This is a genomic window from Pseudomonas sp. RL_5y_Pfl2_69 (assembly GCF_963970465.1).
Lineage (GTDB): Bacteria > Pseudomonadota > Gammaproteobacteria > Pseudomonadales > Pseudomonadaceae > Aquipseudomonas.
In genome coordinates this window covers 139682-156398 of record NZ_CAXAOU010000008.1, presented here as the reverse complement: position 1 = coordinate 156398, position 16717 = coordinate 139682, and the positions used below count along the sequence as shown (strand labels likewise).

Sequence of the window (16717 nt, the reverse complement as noted above, 5' to 3'; positions counted from 1 at the left end):
TCTACTCGTCAGCGACTACAGGCGATTACAGGTGATTACAGGCGGCTTACTTGTCGGTCAGGATCTTGGGGTTGGAGTTGCCCCACACCGTGTACAGGTCCGCCAGCAGTGCACCGTTGATGTCTTCAACTTCTGCCTGGGTGATTTCGGCTTTGCCTTGATGCCCGAACAGCACCACTTCATCGCCACTCTTTACATCCGGCGCGTCGGTGACGTCGACCATCAGGGTGTTCATCGAGACCTTGCCCACCACTGGCACACGGTGCCCGTTGATCAGCACGATGCCTTTGTTGGTGAAGGCGCGACGGTAGCCGTCAGAGTAACCCACGGTGATGTTGGCCAGTTTCGAGTCGCGGCCCAGGGTGTAGGTGCGGTCGTAACCGACGGTGTTGCCCTTGGGGTAGCTGTTGACCGAGGCAACGTGGGATTTGAACTGCATCACGCGCTTGTAGTCGGTGTGGGATGGCACGGTGTCACCGAACAACGCGCCGCCAGGGCGGACCATGTCCAGGTGCGACTCGGGCACTTCAAGGGTGGCGAACGAGTTGGCTGCGTGCAGGGTGATCTTGCTGCGATCAAGCTGGGCCGTGTCGATCAACCATTGCGCCTGCTGGTTGAACGCCTTGAGACCGGCGCGCACGTCATCGGCATCTTCGACCGCGAAGTGGGTCATGATCGCCCGCACTTCAAGGTTCGGTACTTTGGTGATGGCGACCGCATCGCGGCGGCCTTCAGCCGTGGTCATTTCTACGCCGTTGCGGCTCATGCCACTGGAGTTCAGCCCCAGGTGAACCACCAGCGGACGACCGTGCTGTTCGGCGATCAGGCTGGCCTTGACGGCGAAATCGAGGTTGCCCACCAATTCTTCCATGTTGTACGGCAATGCCGCTTCCAGCTCGCTCAATGCCGCCGTGCGTACGCGAATCAGCTGGCCCTTGAAGCCGCTTTCACGCACGACGCGTGCTTCTTCATTGCTCGCGACGCCCACACACGGCACACCCATGGCGATGATCGATGGCATTAGCAGGCCGATCCCGTGACCGTAGGCATCAGCCTTGAGCACGGCGCAGATTTTCGACTTGCCGGCGAGGGTGGTTTGCAGCACGCGAATGTTGTTTTCGAACGCGGCTTTGTTGATCTCGACCCAGGCATTGCTGTCCTGTGTGTTGACCTGGGCAACGCCGTCGACCATCGACAGGGGCGGCGCCGCAAAGGCCGGGTTTTGCAGTAAAGCCATGCCCAAAGAGAGGGCAAGAAGGGTACGGGTGAAGGGCATTTTCAGAGTTTCCATACGTTTTTTTTATGGGGCGGGGAGTGATGCGCGGCCATACTAGAATCGGCCTGTAGGAAATGTCACTCCCTCGGCCGCGGATCTGTCTGAAAGTGTCGTGTCAGGCTTATCGGCGCCACGCCCAACGTAATTTCGTGGAATTCCTGTAAGTGAATTCTTACGGCGACATCAGCTTAAAGCTATGGATGCGGGAATAGTTTGTCTCTATAAAACGCCCTGGTCATTTTTCCCGCCAGTGACTGCCGAAGTGCGGATCATCGACCGCAAAACGCGCCTGCAGACGCATAGTCAAATGAGCACACTCTCGAGGATGCAGGGCAAGAGCATGGCGGTTTTAAAACTGTAATTTTTATCAGCGCCAGCTAACTTCGAGTGAAGTAGTGGGATCAAGCTGATTGAAGATCCCATGATAGACAAGGTGTAAAACTTTCAATGAATGTTTCCCCAAAAGCCCCATCGAATGGGCAAGTGCTTGCGCGTTTTTTATTCAGGGGTTGTCTGGCACTTGTGACCGGGCTGTTAGCGCTACAAGCCAATGCCCGTGTGGTCGAGATTTCCGCTGTTTTTGCCCCCGATCCGGTCAATCCAACCGTCAACAAGTTTAAAAATACGACACCTAATACGGGACTGTGCAATGAGTATCCCAATATCTGTAATCCAAGAAATCTATTTAGTATTTCTCTTGGATTTGAGCCCCTGACCCAGTTTCCGATTTTGGCTAACCATACTGACATCAGGGCTGGAGCAATGATCAAGGTTCCGGCTGGTGTCAGAAACATTCGAGTTACAAACGACACAGGTGAAAGTGTTGATGTGGAGTTTTCCATTATGGCCTTTAGCGGGACGATACGGACCCGAGATCTTCATCTGATCCTTGCTGATGTGCCCGTGATGCCCACAGTATCGGCTAACGCTCACAATTTACTTTGGAGCGGCGGGGGATGGGGGGGAAGTACGGCGTCTCCATGCATACGAGCAGTAGCGTTGGGGTCTTCCTGGGCGGACGCTAACTTTTTCTGGTTTACACCGGTGCAAGCACCTTGTGCAAAGTCACCTACGTATGAGATCGATTGGCTGAGACTGCGCAATGCAAGCGTTGCTTATCTGATGACCGCCCCTGACCCGCTGAGTATGGGGACGGGCATTTACCGAGGCTCGATCACTTACGCGGTTGGCCCGGGCGGTGACTTCGACTTTGGCGACAACCTGTCCACCTCCGAAACCAGCGTCACTTTCAATCTCACCCTTGAAGTCCAGCACACCCTGAAATTCCAGTATCCGGCGGGCTACGATCGTGTCGTTCTCAACCCGGCAGGCGGTTGGCAGCAATGGTTGGACAACGGGCGTCGGCCTGAAGCACTCAAGGCCAATCAGCCCTTCAGCATTTGGTCTTCCACCCCGTTCAGCATTGAACTGCAATGCGAATACCCCGTGGCCATGCAATGCGGAATCAAAAATCCTGCGGGCAATATCGTTGCGGTGGAGACGCGAGTGACCTTGCCCACTGGCTTGAACGATGCTGCGGGCCAGGCGGTCAACCGCCGACTGCTGAGCACGATTGCGGAGCAGTTCTCGCCCAGCCGCTACGTAGACAATGGCCGCGCGGCCTTGCATTTTGAGGTTGAGCGCGAGGAGGTTGCCAATATGATCAATGCCCATTCGGGCAGCACCTACAAAGGCAATATCGCCGTGATCTGGGACAGTGAAATCCGGTGAGGCTCTGCCCATTGCAGTCGCTACCGAGCCACCAAGGCTGCGAAGGGGAGCGCAGCGATCTGTCTTGCGGGGTGGCGCAGCGCCAGGTTAGCGGCGCCACGCCAGCAGCACCACGCCCACCGTAATCAGGCTGATCCCTGCCCATTGGCGGATATCGAGCTTTTCACCCAGCAGCGTCACCCCCAGCACGGCAACAATCACCACGCTGAGCTTGTCCACGGGGGCAACCAATGAGGCCTGGCCCAGTTGCAGGGCGCGGTAGTAGCAAATCCACGACGCGCCGGTGGCAAGCCCCGACAACACCAAAAACACATAGCTGCGGGCCGATATCGAGCCCAGGGACTGATATTGGCCGGTCGCATACAGGATCAACGCCAGGCTGACCAACACCACCACGGTCCGCAGCAACGTGGCGAAGTCGGAGTTGATCCCGGTGATGCCGATCTTCCCGAAAATGGCCGTCATGGCAGCGAACACGGCCGACAGCAGCGCCCAGAATGTCCAGCTTGAATAGAACGAAGTGCCCATAAATTTACCTGAAGGGTCAGAAACGCTGGTTGTGGGTCAGTGCATGTCGGTTTTCAGCCAGACCGAAACCCATAAGCCGCTGTGGTTGAGCTTATCCGAAAACGCGAGTTCAACCCTGGCGCCGATACGCCCGGCGATGGCCTTGACGATCGAAAGCCCCAGTCCCGAGCCCGTTTCGCCGGAGCCCAGGCTGCGATAAAACGGATCGAAGATGCGGGCCTGTTCGTCGAGGGCAATGCCCGGCCCGGTGTCCTTGACATACAGGCGTACGCTGCCGTGCATCAGCTCCACGCCAAGATCGACCCTGCCCCCTAGCGGGGTGTAGCGAATGGCGTTGTCCGTGAGGTTTTTGACCAGGGTAAACAGGTCCATGTCATTGATCATGAGCTGCACATCTTCGTCGCCTTCCACCCCGATATCGAGTTGCTTGCGCTGCGCCAGGGGCAATAAGTCTTCCAGCACCCGGCGAAACACGTCATGCACTGAAACCCGGGTGCGTGGGCGTTCAGCGGTAAATTGTGCGGCGGCCAGGCTCAGCAACTGGTCGATCAGTTGCCGGCTGCGCTCAATCCCTCGTGACAAGGGTTCCAGGCGCTCGCGGGCCTGCTCCGGCATTTGGGTCGCGGCCAGTCGTTCGGCCTGCAGTGACAGAGCGGTCATGGGCGAGCGCAGTTCGTGGGCGGCGTCGGCGACAAAGCGCCGCTGGCTGTCCATGGACTGCTCCACGCGGGCGAGCAGGCGATTGATGGCCACCACAAAGGGGCGGATTTCAGTGGGTAGATGCTGCTCGTCAATGGGATGCAATGCTTGCTCGGCACGCTGGTCGATTTGTGCGGCGAGGGTCGCGATGGGCCGAAACAGTTTGCGCACCAGGTCACTGACCACCAGGAGCAGCACAGGAAACAAAAACAGGAAGGGCAACACACTGCGCCAGGCACTTTCGCGGGCGTCCTTGTTGCGGGCATCGACCTCCTGGGCGACGGCAATGCGCTCGCCGTTGGCGGTGGTCCTGACCAGCACGCGAAAGGCTTCGCCGCCCACGTCTACCGTGGACAGGCCATCGGCCAGGGTGGTGGGCAATGGCAACGGCAGAGCGTCGTCGGTATTGCCCGGGGCTTTTTTACCATCGATCAGGTATTGAATGATTACCCGGGACTCTTCGTCATCCCCCGCAGGGCCCAGGCCCTGAGGGTAGTGCAGGGTCATTTGCTGGCGATCGAACAGAAGGGCGATCTGATGCAGGTTTTCGTCCTGCAACTCGTGGGCTTCGTCCAGGGCCGAGAAAAAGGCAAACACGCTGGCGATCACGGCCACCAGCACAATGGTCAGTGACAGTGCCGCCGATAGCCTGAGTTGAACCGACTCCCTCAAGCGTTTTTTGAAACCATCCATCCCATTCCCCTGACGTTCTTGATGATGTGGCTGCCCAATTTTCGGCGCACGGAGTGAATCAGGAACTCGATGGCATTACTTTCGACTTCGTTGCCCCAGCCATACAGACGATCTTCAAGTTCACTGCGCGACAGAATCGCTCCCGGACGCATCAGCAACGCCTGCAGCAGGGCGAATTCGCGGCTGGAAAGGGCGACGCCGCCTTGAGTCTCGGTAGTGGCCAGTTTGGAGACCGGATCCAGGGACACCACACCGTTACTGAGCAGGGGCAGGGCGTTGCCATCCTTGCGCCGCAGGACCGCACGCATGCGCGCCAACAGTTCAGCCATGTCGAAGGGTTTGAGCAGGTAGTCGTCGGCTCCGCCGTCCAGGCCGCGCAGTCGGTCGTCGAGGCTGTCCCGGGCAGTGAGGATCAGCAAGGGCACCGGGTTGTTGCGGGCACGAATGCTGGCCAGGACTTCAAAGCCATCCTTGCCGGGCAGGCCGAGATCCAGCAGCACCATGTCGTAGCGTTGGGTTTCCAGTGCGCTCAGGGCTTTGAGGCCGTTTTTCACCCAGTCCGCTGCATAACTGGCGTCCGTGAGTGCGCCCTGGATCGCATCGCCAATCATGGGATCATCTTCGACCAGCAATATGCGCATGTGCCGCTCCGGAAAATAAAACAGGCGCGCCGGTTTTCACCGTCGCGCCTGTATTGAAGCACCTGTGCCGTGGCTTGTCCGCCCGACGCTTCAGGAATTGCCTTTCATCGAGTCAAATGCCTTGAGCAGGTTGTCCATGGCCGCCTTGCACTCGACCGTGCTCGGGCTGTCGGCACGCAGGGCATCCAGTGCGTGGTCAATGGCCTTGTCCAGCACATGCCAGTCGCTGGCAGCCCGGGGTTTGATCCCCGCTTCGGCAGAGTCCCAGCTGGTTTCGAGGTCCTTGATACGGGTTTTCGCCCCCGACAGATCATTGTTGGCGACCCGTGCGCTGACGTCAGCGGCGATGCTGTGAAAAGGTGACAGGTCGCCCAGCTTCGAGCCCGTCGTGCTGTATGTGCTGGAGGTGGCGGCACTCAGGTCGGCCGGTTTGTCGGCAGGTTTTGAGCAACCGGCGGTGATGCTCAGCAGCAGGATTGAGGAAACGATGCCAATACGACGAATCAGGGTTTGAGGGTGGCGCATGGTGATGTCCTTGATGGAAATTTAAAGGTTCAGGCCGTAACGGCTTTGCGGTTGTTCGCATTGAACTGGGCGGCGGCCACCAGCAGCACAATCACGCACAGGAACAGGGCGCTGGTCCAGGTGGCACCCATGCCCAGGCCGCCATAGGTTTTGGCCTGGGTCAGCAAGTCGCCCAGCGAAGCACCAAATGGTCGAGTGAGGATGTAGGCGATCCAGAAGCTCAGGACGGGGTTGGCACCCATGCGCCAGGCCATCAGGGTGAGGGCAATCAAGCCTGCGAAGATCACTGCGCCGAGGGTGAAACCCAGGCCCAGGGCTTCGGTTGCCAGATCACCGGCCGCCGTGCCGAGGGCGAATGTGCAGAGCACCGTGGTCCAATAGAACAACTCACGCCTGGGCGTGACAATCTCGCGGATCGACAGGCTGCGTTCGGTGCGGTACCAGGCCATGAAGTTGATCGCCAGCAACCCGGAAAAAATCGCCGTGCTGGTGTACAGACTCACCTCCAGCTTGTCGGTGAGGATGTCGGTGATTTGCGTGCCGACGATGCTCACCAGTACCACGGTCAGCCAGTAGATCCACGGGGTGTAGGCCTTGGTGCGCAGTTGGCAGAACAACGCAATTGCCAGCAGTGCGGCCATGCCGATACTGGTCCAGCCCGCGCCGAAGCCCGCGTCAACGGCCAGGTAATCGGCGCCGGTTTCGCCCACGGTCGTGGACATGATCTTGATCACCCAGAATGACAGCGTCACCTCGGGCACCTTGTTCAGCCATCGGGCTGCAGTGGCATTCATTTGCGTAACCTCTGTGATGCGCGGTCATTGGCGCAGGACAAAAGGTACGGCACGACACTTAGCTGAGACTGAGGGCGCTCAACTTTTCAGGACATGGGCCTGGCCCACAGTGGTCAGTTGCACCGCGCTGCCAATGGCTGGCGCCATCAAACCCGGGCAATGCACCGGTAACGACCGGCCCGGCTCGAGTGTGCCTGCCACCAATGTGACGCTCAGGGTGCAGGTATTGCCGCCAAAATCGCGCTCGGTGACCACCCCTCTACAGCCTGTGCCATCCGGGGATGCCGGGCTGACCTGCAGTTGTTCGGGCCTGAGCATGATCTGCGCCGTTTTGCTGCGGCCCTGATGGTTGACAGCAATCCGGCCCAGGTCGCACTCGGCCCAGCCGTTATCGATCATGGCGGGTATGAGCACGGCTTCGCCGAGGAACAGTGCAGTCTGCTCGTCCCTGGGGTGCAGGTACAGCGCCATCGGCTGGCCGGCCTGCACCAGGCAACCCTGGCGCATCACCGCGAGCTGATCGGCAAAAGACAGGGCTTCGCCCTGATCGTGGGTCACCAGAATCGCTGTAACCCCTGCATCTGCCAGCAAGCGTGCGACCATTTTGCGCATGGCGGTACGCAACCCGGTGTCCAGGGCTGAAAACGGTTCATCCAGCAGCATCAGGCTGGGCTGTTGCGCCAGCGCACGGGCCAGCGCCACCCGTTGTTGCTGCCCGCCAGACAATTCGTGGGGCCAGCGCGTGGCCATGTTTGAGTCCAGGGCCACGCTGTCCATCAGTTCGGCGATGCGTTCATCTCTGGCGTGGCCCTTGGTTGCCAGCCCAAAACCAATATTGGCGGCCACGTTCATGTGCGGGAACAGGGCGCCATCCTGTGGCACATAACCGATCCGGCGCTGGTGGGCAGGGACGTTCCGGGTGCTGTCCAGGAGGACCTTGCCGTTGAGCGAGAGGCTGCCGGAGTCGGGTGATTCAAAACCGGCAATCATGCGCAGCAGGGTGGTCTTGCCTGAGCCGGACGGCCCGACAATGACTGTTCTGCTGCCGGAGGGCACCGCCAGAGTGATGTTGTCCAGGGCGCGCTGAGAGCCGAAGGTTTTACAGATCGCGTTGAGTTCGAGAGCGTTCATCGGCCAGCCGTGCGTTTGGATTGATGGTAAAGAAGCCCGGTCAACGGCAGTGACAGCAGGATCATGATCAGTGCATAGGGCGCTGCCGCCGCATAGTCGATTTCACTGGTCATGGCCCAGAAACCGGTCGCCAGGGTGCGAGTGCCGTTGGGCGCCAGAAGTAGGGTGGCGGTCAGCTCGTTGGTAATGGCCAGAAACACCAGCGCGGCGCCTGCGGCCGCTCCCGGTGCGGCGAGACGCAGGGTGATCAGCCACAAGGCCCGGGCCGCGGAGCGGCCGAGGCTGCGGGCCATGTTCTCCAGTTCAACGGGGGCTTGAGCAATGCCTGCGCGCAGGCTCACCAGTGCCCGGGGGATAAACATCAGCAGGTAGGCGAGCAGCACGGTGAGGGTGGTCTGATAGATCGGTCTGGCGAAGTGGATGGTCACAGTCACCAGCGCCAGCGCGACCACAATGCCGGGCAATGAGCTGGTGATGTAGTTACAGCTTTCCAGCAGGCGTTGCAGGCGTCCGGGGGCGCGAATCGACAGCCAGGCAATCGGCACCGCCGCACAGGTGGTCAGCAAGGCGCCCGCCACCCCCAGAAACAGGGTCTGCTCCAGTGCCGGGAGCAGATCGCTCCAGTGCCATACCTCCCTTCCTCCCGCGATCAGCCATTTGCCGAGGGTCATCAACGGGACACCCAGCGCCAGCAGGCAGGTCGCGCTGCACAGACCCAGGGCAAGCAGTGTGGCGGGGCGGCCCAGGGGCACGATCCGCTGTTCGCGGGCGCTGCCCGAGCCCACGCGGGCGTAGCGGGCATGCCCCCTGGCGGCAGACTCGGCGGTGAGCATCGCCAGACAGCACAGCGCCAGAACCGCCGCGAGCATATTGGCCCCCGGTCCGTTGAAGGTGGATTTGAACTGGTCGAAGATCGCGGTGGTAAAGGTATCGAAGCGGATCATTGCGTACAGGCCGTATTCCGCCAGCAGGTGCAGGCCCACCAGCAACGCGCCGCCGCAAATGGCCAGGCGCAATTGCGGCACCACTACGCGCCAGAACACGGTCCAGGGCTTGAGCCCCAGGGATTGGGCAACGTCTTCGATGGCGGGATCGAGTCGACGCAACGTCGCGGCGACCGGCAAGTAGAGAAAAGGGAAGTAGGCGATGACCGAGACCAGCACCCCGGCCGGTAATCCATGAATCGATGGCACCAGGCTGACCCACGCGTAGCTGTGCACAAAGGCAGGCACTGCCAGGGGTGCAACGGCCAGCAATGACCATGCGCGCCGCCCGGGCAGGTTGCTGCGCTCGGTCAGCCAGGCCAGGGCTGTGCCCAGCAGCACGCACAAGGGAAGGGTGATCAGCACCAGCAATACCGTGTTGACCAGCAGTTCGCCTACCCGTGGTCTGAACACGAGCGCTTCGATCTGCTCCCAGCCGACGTGCCAGGACACGCCGATCACAAAGGCAATTGGCAGTAATGACAGCAGCGACACCAGCACCGCCAGCCCCGTCACCCAGGTGCCGCCGCGGCTCAACAAGCGGCGGCGTGAGCGTGATGCGCAAAGGGCGGGCCCAAGGCCCGCCGGCAGGGTTTCAGGCAACAATTAGAGGAGTCCGGCCTGGGTCATGAGGGCCACGGCTTTTTTGCTGTCCAGGCGAGAAGCATCGACCTTGGGGGCGTCAAGTTGCGTCAACGGCACGAGCTTCGGGTTGGACGGGGCATTCTGGCCCACGGCGTATTCGAACGAATTGCCCTCTTTGAGAACCGCTTGACCGTCCTTGCCGGTGATCCACTTGAGGAACGCCTGGGCCTGCTCCGGGTGTTTACTGGACGCCAGTACGCCGCCCCCGGAAATGCTGACAAAGGCGCCCGGGTCCTGGTGCTTGAAGTAATGCAAGGAGGTGTCCTTGCTGTTTTCGCCCGTCTTGGCCTGATCGACGAAGCTGTAGTAGTGGTAAATCACGCCGCTGTCGACCTGGCCCGCATTGACGGCTTTGAGCACTGCACTGTTGCCACGGTAGATGGCGGCATTGGCTTTCATCCCCTTGAGCCAGTCGAGGGTGGCGGCTTCGCCCTTGAGTTCGAGCACGGCGGCGACAATGGCCTGGAAGTCGGCCCCTGCAGGCGACGCGGCCCAGCGGCCTTTCCAGGCGGGAGCGGCGAGGTCAAGCAGGGACGCAGGCACCTCGGCTGCGGGGAGCTTGCTTGGGTTGAACACAAATACCGTGGACCTTGCCGCAATCCCCAGCCATTTACCTTGGGCCGGACGATAGGCAGAACCGACCTGTTCGAGAGTGGCGGGGGCTAGTGGCGCGAGCAGTCCGGCGTTATCCACCAGAACCATGGCCGGGGAGTTTTCGGTCAGGAACACATCAGCGGGTGAGGCGCTGCCTTCCTGGACGATCTGGTTGCCCATCTCGGTGTCGTCGCCGTTGCGCACGGTGACCTTGATCCCGGTTTGCCTGGTGAACCCCTCGACCCAGGATTTGGTCAGGCTTTCGTGCTGGGCGTTGTAGACCACAATGCCGTCGTCGGCGTTTGCTCCGGTGACGTGTCCGGCGCTGATCAATGCAGCGCTCAACAGGGCGGTTTTAAACAAAGAAGGGATACGGCTGACCATGATGTGCAACTCCGGTTTTTATGATGTGCGCGCGGCAGACGACGAAGGCAGTGCGTAATGGCTCCAGAATCAATGGGAATCATTAGCATGCTCAGGCGCGGCGAATGTAGAACCGGGAATGAGAAAAAAACGTCAAATAAATGGTTAATAGATGTGATGGGCTTTTTGCTGTGCGGCAGTCGTAACGTCAGCATCTGCGGTTAATCAGGCATACCGCGTGTTCCGGTTTAGCGACCGCTGCGCGCTCGATCGCAGCCTCGTACTACTCGTCAGCGACTACAACACGGAGATGGTGACGAATCTGTAGTCGCTGACGAGCCGTGCGAGGCTGCGTCCGGTTTGGTGCGCCACTGCGACGCAGCAGTCGTAAAGTCACCCTCGCTCTAAACCCCTGAGGCCTGCCAGTTGCGAGCCAACATGGCGTAGATATACCGGCTGGTCCATTCGCCGTTGACCCACTGGCTTTCAATCAGGCAGCCCTCCTGTTTCCACCCCAGTTTGCTGAACAAGGTGTATGAACCGGTATTGCGGATATCGATGGACGCATACAAGCGATGCAAGTCGTAGTGTTCGAAAACCACGCCAATCAACGCTGTCAGCGCTTCCGATGCGATGCCTTGCCGATGAAATGACGGGGCGAATATGCAACCGATCTCTGCCTGTCCAGACGCCTTGCTGGTCATTCGAATCATCACTTCACCGGTCAGGACTCCTTCTGGATGCTTGACTATGGCCCAACGGACTTCATCCCCGTCATGTTCAGCCCGGGGGTTCAAGGCGCGCTCGAAGCGCTCCCTGATGGCCTGTGGGTCAGGTTGCACTTTAAACAGGTAGCGGTAGGTTTCTGGCAGTGAGTGATAGCCCAGAAAAGCCGGGAAGTCTTGCTCCGTAAAAGGTCTGAGCAAGAGGCGGCTGGTATAAATCTGGGGCATTTGGGGTGTGTCGGTCATCGTGTCTCCGTGAGTCTTTTTGTTGTTGTGTATCGGATTTCAATGCTTGCGGTAATACGCAGGCCCGCACGGGCGCGTGTTTACCCCAGCGTCCCGACAATATTGACGCTGACGTTCTCCGGGATTTCGTTTTGCGACAGTACGTGCAACCCCGGGCTGAATACCCGCGCATATCGCGCCAGCAGCGGACGCAGTTGAGGCATGACCGTCAGCACCGGCGGATGACCGTCCTTGCGCAGTTTTTCCTTGACCACCGGCATGGCGTTTTGCAGTTGGTTGAGCAGGTTGGGCTCCACGGGAATGTTGTCCAGGCTCACCGGGCCCGCTTGCTGTGCAATGCTCAAGGCTCCCAGCAGGGTGTTTTCCAGGGCATTGTCGAGCACGAACACACTGACTTCATCCCGTCGCCCGGTAATGCTCGATACGATGTTGCGGCGCAAGGCATAGCGCACGTCGGACGCCAGCAGGACCGGGTCTTTGGTGCTTTCGCTGCTTTCCACCAGTGCCGTGGCCACGGTGACGATGTCGCGCAACGAGATGTTCTCCACCAGCAACTGGCGGTACACCCGGTGCTGCTGGGTATAGGACAGCTGGCCCTTGAGGTTCTCGGTCAGTTTGGGCGCCAGTTCGGTCAGGCGCTGCATCAGGTTGTCGACGTCGTCGTGCTTGAAGATGTCCGCCAGGTTGTCGCGGATCACCTTGTTCAGGTGCGTGGCAATCACCCCGGCGCAGTCAACCACTTGATAACCCAGGTTCAGGGCCCGGCTCTTGTCGACCGGGTTGATCCAGACCACTGGCATTTTGTAGGCCGGATCAATGCCCAGAATCCCGTCCACTTCGCCGTACAGATCGGCCGAAGGGATGGCCATCAGGTGATCGGCATGGATTTCGGCACCTTCGATCTGCTCGCCGTTGATATGGATGGAGTAGTGCGCCGCCTTGAGTCGCAGGCTGTCGCGGATCTGGATTTCGGGCAGCAGGAAACCCAGGTTTTCCGAGAGGGTCTGGCGCAAACCGCGCACGCGCTGGGTCAGGGGCGCGCCGGCTGCTTCATTGACCAGCCCCACCAGCTTGTAGCCCAGGGACACTGAAAGCCGCTCCACGTGAGGGATGTCATCCCACGCCAGGCTCTGGCTACGCTCGTTTTGCATGGCGGCGCTGAGTGCGCTGACCGCTTCAAGCTCAACAGCCTCGGCCGGAGGCTGAAAGCGTGACACGCTCCAGGCCACGCCACCCACAACCGCGGCAAAACCCAGAAAGGCGATGTGCGGCATGCCGGGCACCAGGCCCAGTACCAGCAGGATCCCGGCCACGGTGTAGAGCAAGGCTGGCGAGGCCAGCAACTGGCGGCGCACCTGGGTGGTGATTTCGGCGGACTCGTTGATTCGCGTCACGATCAAGGCGGCGGCGGTGGACAGCAACAGCGCTGGGATCTGGGCCACCAGGCCGTCACCGATGGTCAGCAGGGCAAATTGCTTGAAGGCCAGCCCGGCGGGCAAGTCGTACACAAACAGGCCGATGGCGAAACCACCAAACAGGTTGATAATCAGGATCAGGATCCCGGCAATGGCATCGCCGCGCACAAACTTCGATGCACCGTCCATGGCGCCGTAAAAGTCGGCTTCCTTGGAGATGGTCTGGCGTCGTTGCTTGGCCTGGTCCTGGGTGATCAGCCCGGCATTGAGGTCGGCATCGATGGCCATCTGTTTGCCGGGCAGGGCATCCAGGGTGAAGCGCGCCGTCACCTCGGAAATCCGCTCGCCGCCCTTGGTGACGACCATGAAGTTGATGATCATCAGGATCACGAACACGATCATCCCGACGATAAAGTTGCCGCCGATCACCACTTCACCGAACGATTCGATGACCTTGCCCGCAGCCCCCGTGCCGTTATGGCCTTCGAGCAGCACGATACGGGTCGAGGCCACGTTCAGCGTCAGGCGCAGCAGGGTGGTGATCAGGATCACCGTGGGGAACAGGGAAAAGTCCAGCGGGCTTTTGGACGACACGCTGACCATCAGCACCAGCACGGCCATGGCGATGTTGAAGGTGAACAGGATATCCAGCAGCAACGGCGGCAAGGGCAGGATGATCATCGCCAGGATCGACAGAATCACCAGCGGGATCCCGATGCGGCCACTGCGCAGCGTCGGGAGGAGGTTGTGCAATACGTTCATGTTTATGCCTTGTTCGCCATGCTTTCGGGTATCGGTAGGTTGTCCGGCAACTGCGGCTTGGCGCGCATTCCGCTCTTGTATGCCTTGAGTTGCAGGATGTAGGTCAGCACATGGGCGACGGCGGCATACAGCGGCGCCGGGATCTGCTGGTTGACCTGGGTGGTGAAGTAAATGGCCCGGGCCAGGGGCGGTATTTCAAGCACTTCGAGTTTGTGGGCGGTGGCCATTTTGCGGATATACAGGGCCATGTCATCGACGCCCTTGGCGATCACGAAAGGCGCCTGGGCCTTGTTGGTGTCGTACTTGATGGCCACGGCGTAGTGCTGCGGGTTGACGATTACGGCATCGGCGTCCTGGATCACCTTGCTGATCTGGCGCTGGGAAATCTGGCGCTGGATTTGCTTGATCCGGGCCTTGACCTCGGGGCGGCCTTCCTGGTTCTTGTGTTCTTCCTTGCGCTCCTGTTTGGTCATGCGCAGTTTTTTCAGGAAGAAGTAGCGCTGGATCGGAATGTCGATGGCTGCAAACACCACAAATATGCCCATCAGCGCGATCAGGATGTTGAACGTCATGTTGAACGCCGTACCGATGGCCGTGGGCAGGCTGGTGCGCTGCAAGGCGATCAGTTGGGGGACGGCGTCGCTGATCAACATCCAGGCCACACCGATCAGCACGGCAATCTTGGCCATCGACTTGAGCAGTTCGACCCAGTTCTGTTTCGAGACGATGCGCCCCAGGCCCGTGATCGGGTTGAGCTTGCTGAATTTCGGGTAGAAATTCTTGGCCACGAACACCCAGCCCCCCGGGATCAGTGAAAACACCACCACCAGTACGCTGGTGAGCAGCAGGGGGGCGAGTATTTTCACGAACAGGGCCATGTTGTGGCTCAGAATCAGTCCCAGGTCCTCCTGAGTGATTTCGCTGGAGTGAAAGTTCAGAAACGAGATCCGGAAGCTTTCTTCAAGCCCGTGGTAGTAGCTGGAAAACACCATCTTGAGGATCAGCAGGGTGGCAATCAGCGACACGGTGGTGGACAGGTCCTTGGAGCGGGTGACCTGACCGTCCTCGCGGCTTTTGCGCAGCTTCTGGGGCGTGGCGTCTTCGGTTTTTTCCTGGGCGCTGTTGTTAGACATCCGGCCCTCCTTCGAGCATGGCACCGATGTTGTCCAGCAGGTCGCGGGTCAGGTGCAGGTAGTTTTCCGGCAGGTTGGGCAAGGTCAGGTAGATGCACAGCAAGCCCACCAGAATGGTGATCGGGAACCCCAGGGAAAACAGGTTCATCGAGGGTGAGATACGGTTGAGCAGGCCAAAGCAGAACTGCACCAGCACCACGCAGAACACCATCGGCAGGGTCAGCAGCACGGCGGCGCTGAATACCCAGGCCACGGCCTGGATGAACACGGTGTAGCTCTGGTAGTTGAGCCCGCTGCCAACCGGCCAGTGGCTGAAGCTTTTGAACAGCACGCTGAGGGTCACCAGGTGCCCGTCGATGGACAGGAACAGGAACGCCAGCAACACGAAATACAACTGGTACACGATCGATGACGACGACACGCCGTTGACCGGGTCGTTGTAGCGCGCCATCGTCATGCCCATCTGCGCCGACACCACTTCACCGACCACACTGAACACGGTGAACACCAGTTGCAGGCACAGCCCCAGGATCAGGCCGAAGGCGATCTGTTCAAGGGCCAGCAGCGCGCCCCCGGCCGACAGCGGGTTGACCTCCGGCACCGGGGGCAGGGCGCCGCCAATGGCTGCGGTGACCATCAGGGCCAGCAGCACCCGGACCCTCTTCGGCATGGCCTTGTGGTTGAACAGCGGGGCCATGCTGAACACCGCCAGCAGTCGGCAAAACGGCCACCAGTAGCCCTGCAGCGTGTGCAAGTACTGGCTGGCGTTCATCAGGGGTTCGGTCGCGTTCATCGGTTCAGCCCACCAGGGACCCGGCGATCTTGAAGGTTTCGATAAACAGGTCGCTGAGTTTGCGCAAGATCCAGTGACCGGCAAACATCAGCATGCCCAGGGTGATCAGCAGGCGCGGCAGAAAGCTGAGCATCTGTTCGTTGATCTGGGTCGCGGCCTGAAACACGCTCACCAGCAGGCCTCCGAGCAGGCTGGGCACCACCAGCACGCAGACAATCAGGCCCGTGATCAATACGGCGTGGCCCACCAGGCCCACGGCGACTTCAGGCGTCATCATCACGAACCTCCAAAGGGCTGGATGCTGCTGGCCAGGGTGCCCATCAACAGGGCCCAGCCATCCACCAGCACGAACACCATGAGCTTGAAGGGCAGTGAAATCATCATGGGTGAGAGCATCATCATGCCCATTGCCATCAAGACACTGGCGACCACCAGGTCAATCACCAGAAACGGCAGAAAGATCATGAACCCCAGCTGGAATGCGGCTTTCACCTCACTGAGCACGAAAGACGGCAACAGCAGGGAGAAGTCGAGGTCCTCAAGGTTTTCGGGCAATGTTTCGTTGGCCAGCGCCACCATGGTCTCCAGGGAGGCCTTGTTGGTTTGTGCGAGCATAAAACCGCTGATGCTCTTTTTGGCCACGTCCAGGCCCTGATCCATGGTGATCTGATCGTTCTGGAACGGCTGGTAGGCATCGTGGTAGACCTCCTGCCACACCGGGCGCATGACCAGCATGGTCAGGCACAGCGCGATGCCGATCAGAATCTGGTTGGGCGGGCTCTGCTGCAGGCCCAGGGCCTGGCGCAGGATGGCCAGCACGATGATGAAGCGCGTAAAGCTGGTCATCATCATCAACATGGCCGGCAAGAAACCCAGCAGCGTCATCATCACCAGGATTTGCAGCTTGATGCTCAGTTCCTGGCCGTTTTCACCGTCATTGAGGCTGAACAGCGAGATCTCGCCGTTGGCCGCCAGTGCCCATTGCGGTACACACGCCACGAGCATGACCAGAATGCAGAACGCGGCTGGCTTGATCAGTT

At 60.0% G+C, this 16717-nt stretch carries 16 protein-coding genes; 1 reads left to right on the top strand and 15 read right to left on the bottom strand.

What is annotated here, in order from left to right; translation table 11 throughout:
* Positions 1-46 precede the first annotated feature (46 nt).
* Positions 47-1276 carry an alanine racemase gene (gene alr / locus AACY07_RS15440; protein ID WP_219262741.1) on the bottom strand — a complete coding sequence of 410 codons (1230 nt, stop codon included), beginning with the start codon at positions 1274-1276 and terminating at the stop codon, positions 47-49.
* 447 nt (positions 1277-1723) lie between these two features.
* Here alr and AACY07_RS15435 point away from each other — a divergent pair, with 447 nt between their 5' ends.
* Entirely contained in the window at positions 1724-3007 is a 1284-nt protein-coding gene (locus tag AACY07_RS15435) for a hypothetical protein (protein WP_339475796.1), read from the top strand.
* Positions 3008-3094: 87 nt separating this feature from the next.
* Here the strand turns inward: AACY07_RS15435 and AACY07_RS15430 are convergent, their stop codons facing one another.
* The 14 genes from AACY07_RS15430 to fliP form a co-directional block, all read right to left on the bottom strand.
* Positions 3095-3535 (bottom strand): EamA family transporter, encoded by a 441-nt coding sequence (locus AACY07_RS15430; protein ID WP_133079246.1) that lies wholly within the window; start codon positions 3533-3535, stop codon positions 3095-3097.
* 36 nt (positions 3536-3571) lie between these two features.
* Positions 3572-4927, bottom strand: coding sequence for an ATP-binding protein (locus tag AACY07_RS15425; protein WP_339475794.1), 1356 nt, complete (start codon positions 4925-4927; stop codon positions 3572-3574).
* Complete coding sequence (locus AACY07_RS15420) at positions 4903-5568, bottom strand: response regulator transcription factor (RefSeq protein ID WP_339475791.1); 666 nt, start codon at positions 5566-5568, stop codon at positions 4903-4905. The genes AACY07_RS15425 and AACY07_RS15420 overlap by 25 nt, the downstream gene beginning before the upstream one ends.
* Positions 5569-5658: 90 nt before the next feature.
* Positions 5659-6093, bottom strand: coding sequence for a hypothetical protein (locus AACY07_RS15415; protein ID WP_339475788.1), 435 nt, complete (start codon positions 6091-6093; stop codon positions 5659-5661).
* A gap of 29 nt (positions 6094-6122) precedes the next feature.
* Positions 6123-6887 carry a COG4705 family protein gene (locus AACY07_RS15410; RefSeq protein WP_219262745.1) on the bottom strand — a complete coding sequence of 255 codons (765 nt, stop codon included), beginning with the start codon at positions 6885-6887 and terminating at the stop codon, positions 6123-6125.
* A gap of 78 nt (positions 6888-6965) precedes the next feature.
* Complete coding sequence (locus AACY07_RS15405; protein WP_326427029.1) at positions 6966-8018, bottom strand: ABC transporter ATP-binding protein; 1053 nt, start codon at positions 8016-8018, stop codon at positions 6966-6968.
* On the bottom strand, positions 8015-9607 hold the full coding sequence (locus AACY07_RS15400; protein ID WP_445261385.1) for an ABC transporter permease: 1593 nt from the start codon (positions 9605-9607) through the stop codon (positions 8015-8017). Before AACY07_RS15400 ends, AACY07_RS15405 begins: the two co-directional genes overlap by 4 nt.
* The gene (locus AACY07_RS15395; RefSeq protein WP_339475784.1) at positions 9608-10624 is read right to left on the bottom strand and encodes an iron ABC transporter substrate-binding protein; all 1017 of its coding nucleotides are present in this window, start codon (positions 10622-10624) and stop codon (positions 9608-9610) included.
* A gap of 383 nt (positions 10625-11007) precedes the next feature.
* Positions 11008-11574 (bottom strand): GNAT family N-acetyltransferase, encoded by a 567-nt coding sequence (locus AACY07_RS15390; RefSeq protein ID WP_339475782.1) that lies wholly within the window; start codon positions 11572-11574, stop codon positions 11008-11010.
* 80 nt (positions 11575-11654) lie between these two features.
* Positions 11655-13751 (bottom strand): flagellar biosynthesis protein FlhA, encoded by a 2097-nt coding sequence (locus AACY07_RS15385; protein ID WP_339475780.1) that lies wholly within the window; start codon positions 13749-13751, stop codon positions 11655-11657.
* A 2-nt stretch (positions 13752-13753) separates the two neighbouring features.
* Positions 13754-14884: a flagellar biosynthesis protein FlhB gene (flhB, locus tag AACY07_RS15380; RefSeq protein ID WP_339475778.1), complete on the bottom strand. Its 1131-nt coding sequence runs from the start codon at positions 14882-14884 to the stop codon at positions 13754-13756.
* Positions 14877-15677 carry a flagellar biosynthetic protein FliR gene (fliR, locus tag AACY07_RS15375; protein WP_339475775.1) on the bottom strand — a complete coding sequence of 267 codons (801 nt, stop codon included), beginning with the start codon at positions 15675-15677 and terminating at the stop codon, positions 14877-14879. Before fliR ends, flhB begins: the two co-directional genes overlap by 8 nt.
* A 4-nt stretch (positions 15678-15681) precedes the next feature.
* On the bottom strand, positions 15682-15954 hold the full coding sequence (locus AACY07_RS15370) for a flagellar biosynthetic protein FliQ (RefSeq protein WP_133079257.1): 273 nt from the start codon (positions 15952-15954) through the stop codon (positions 15682-15684).
* Entirely contained in the window at positions 15954-16682 is a 729-nt protein-coding gene (gene fliP, locus AACY07_RS15365; protein WP_405046753.1) for a flagellar type III secretion system pore protein FliP, read from the bottom strand. The genes AACY07_RS15370 and fliP overlap by 1 nt, the downstream gene beginning before the upstream one ends.
* Positions 16683-16717 lie beyond the last annotated feature (35 nt).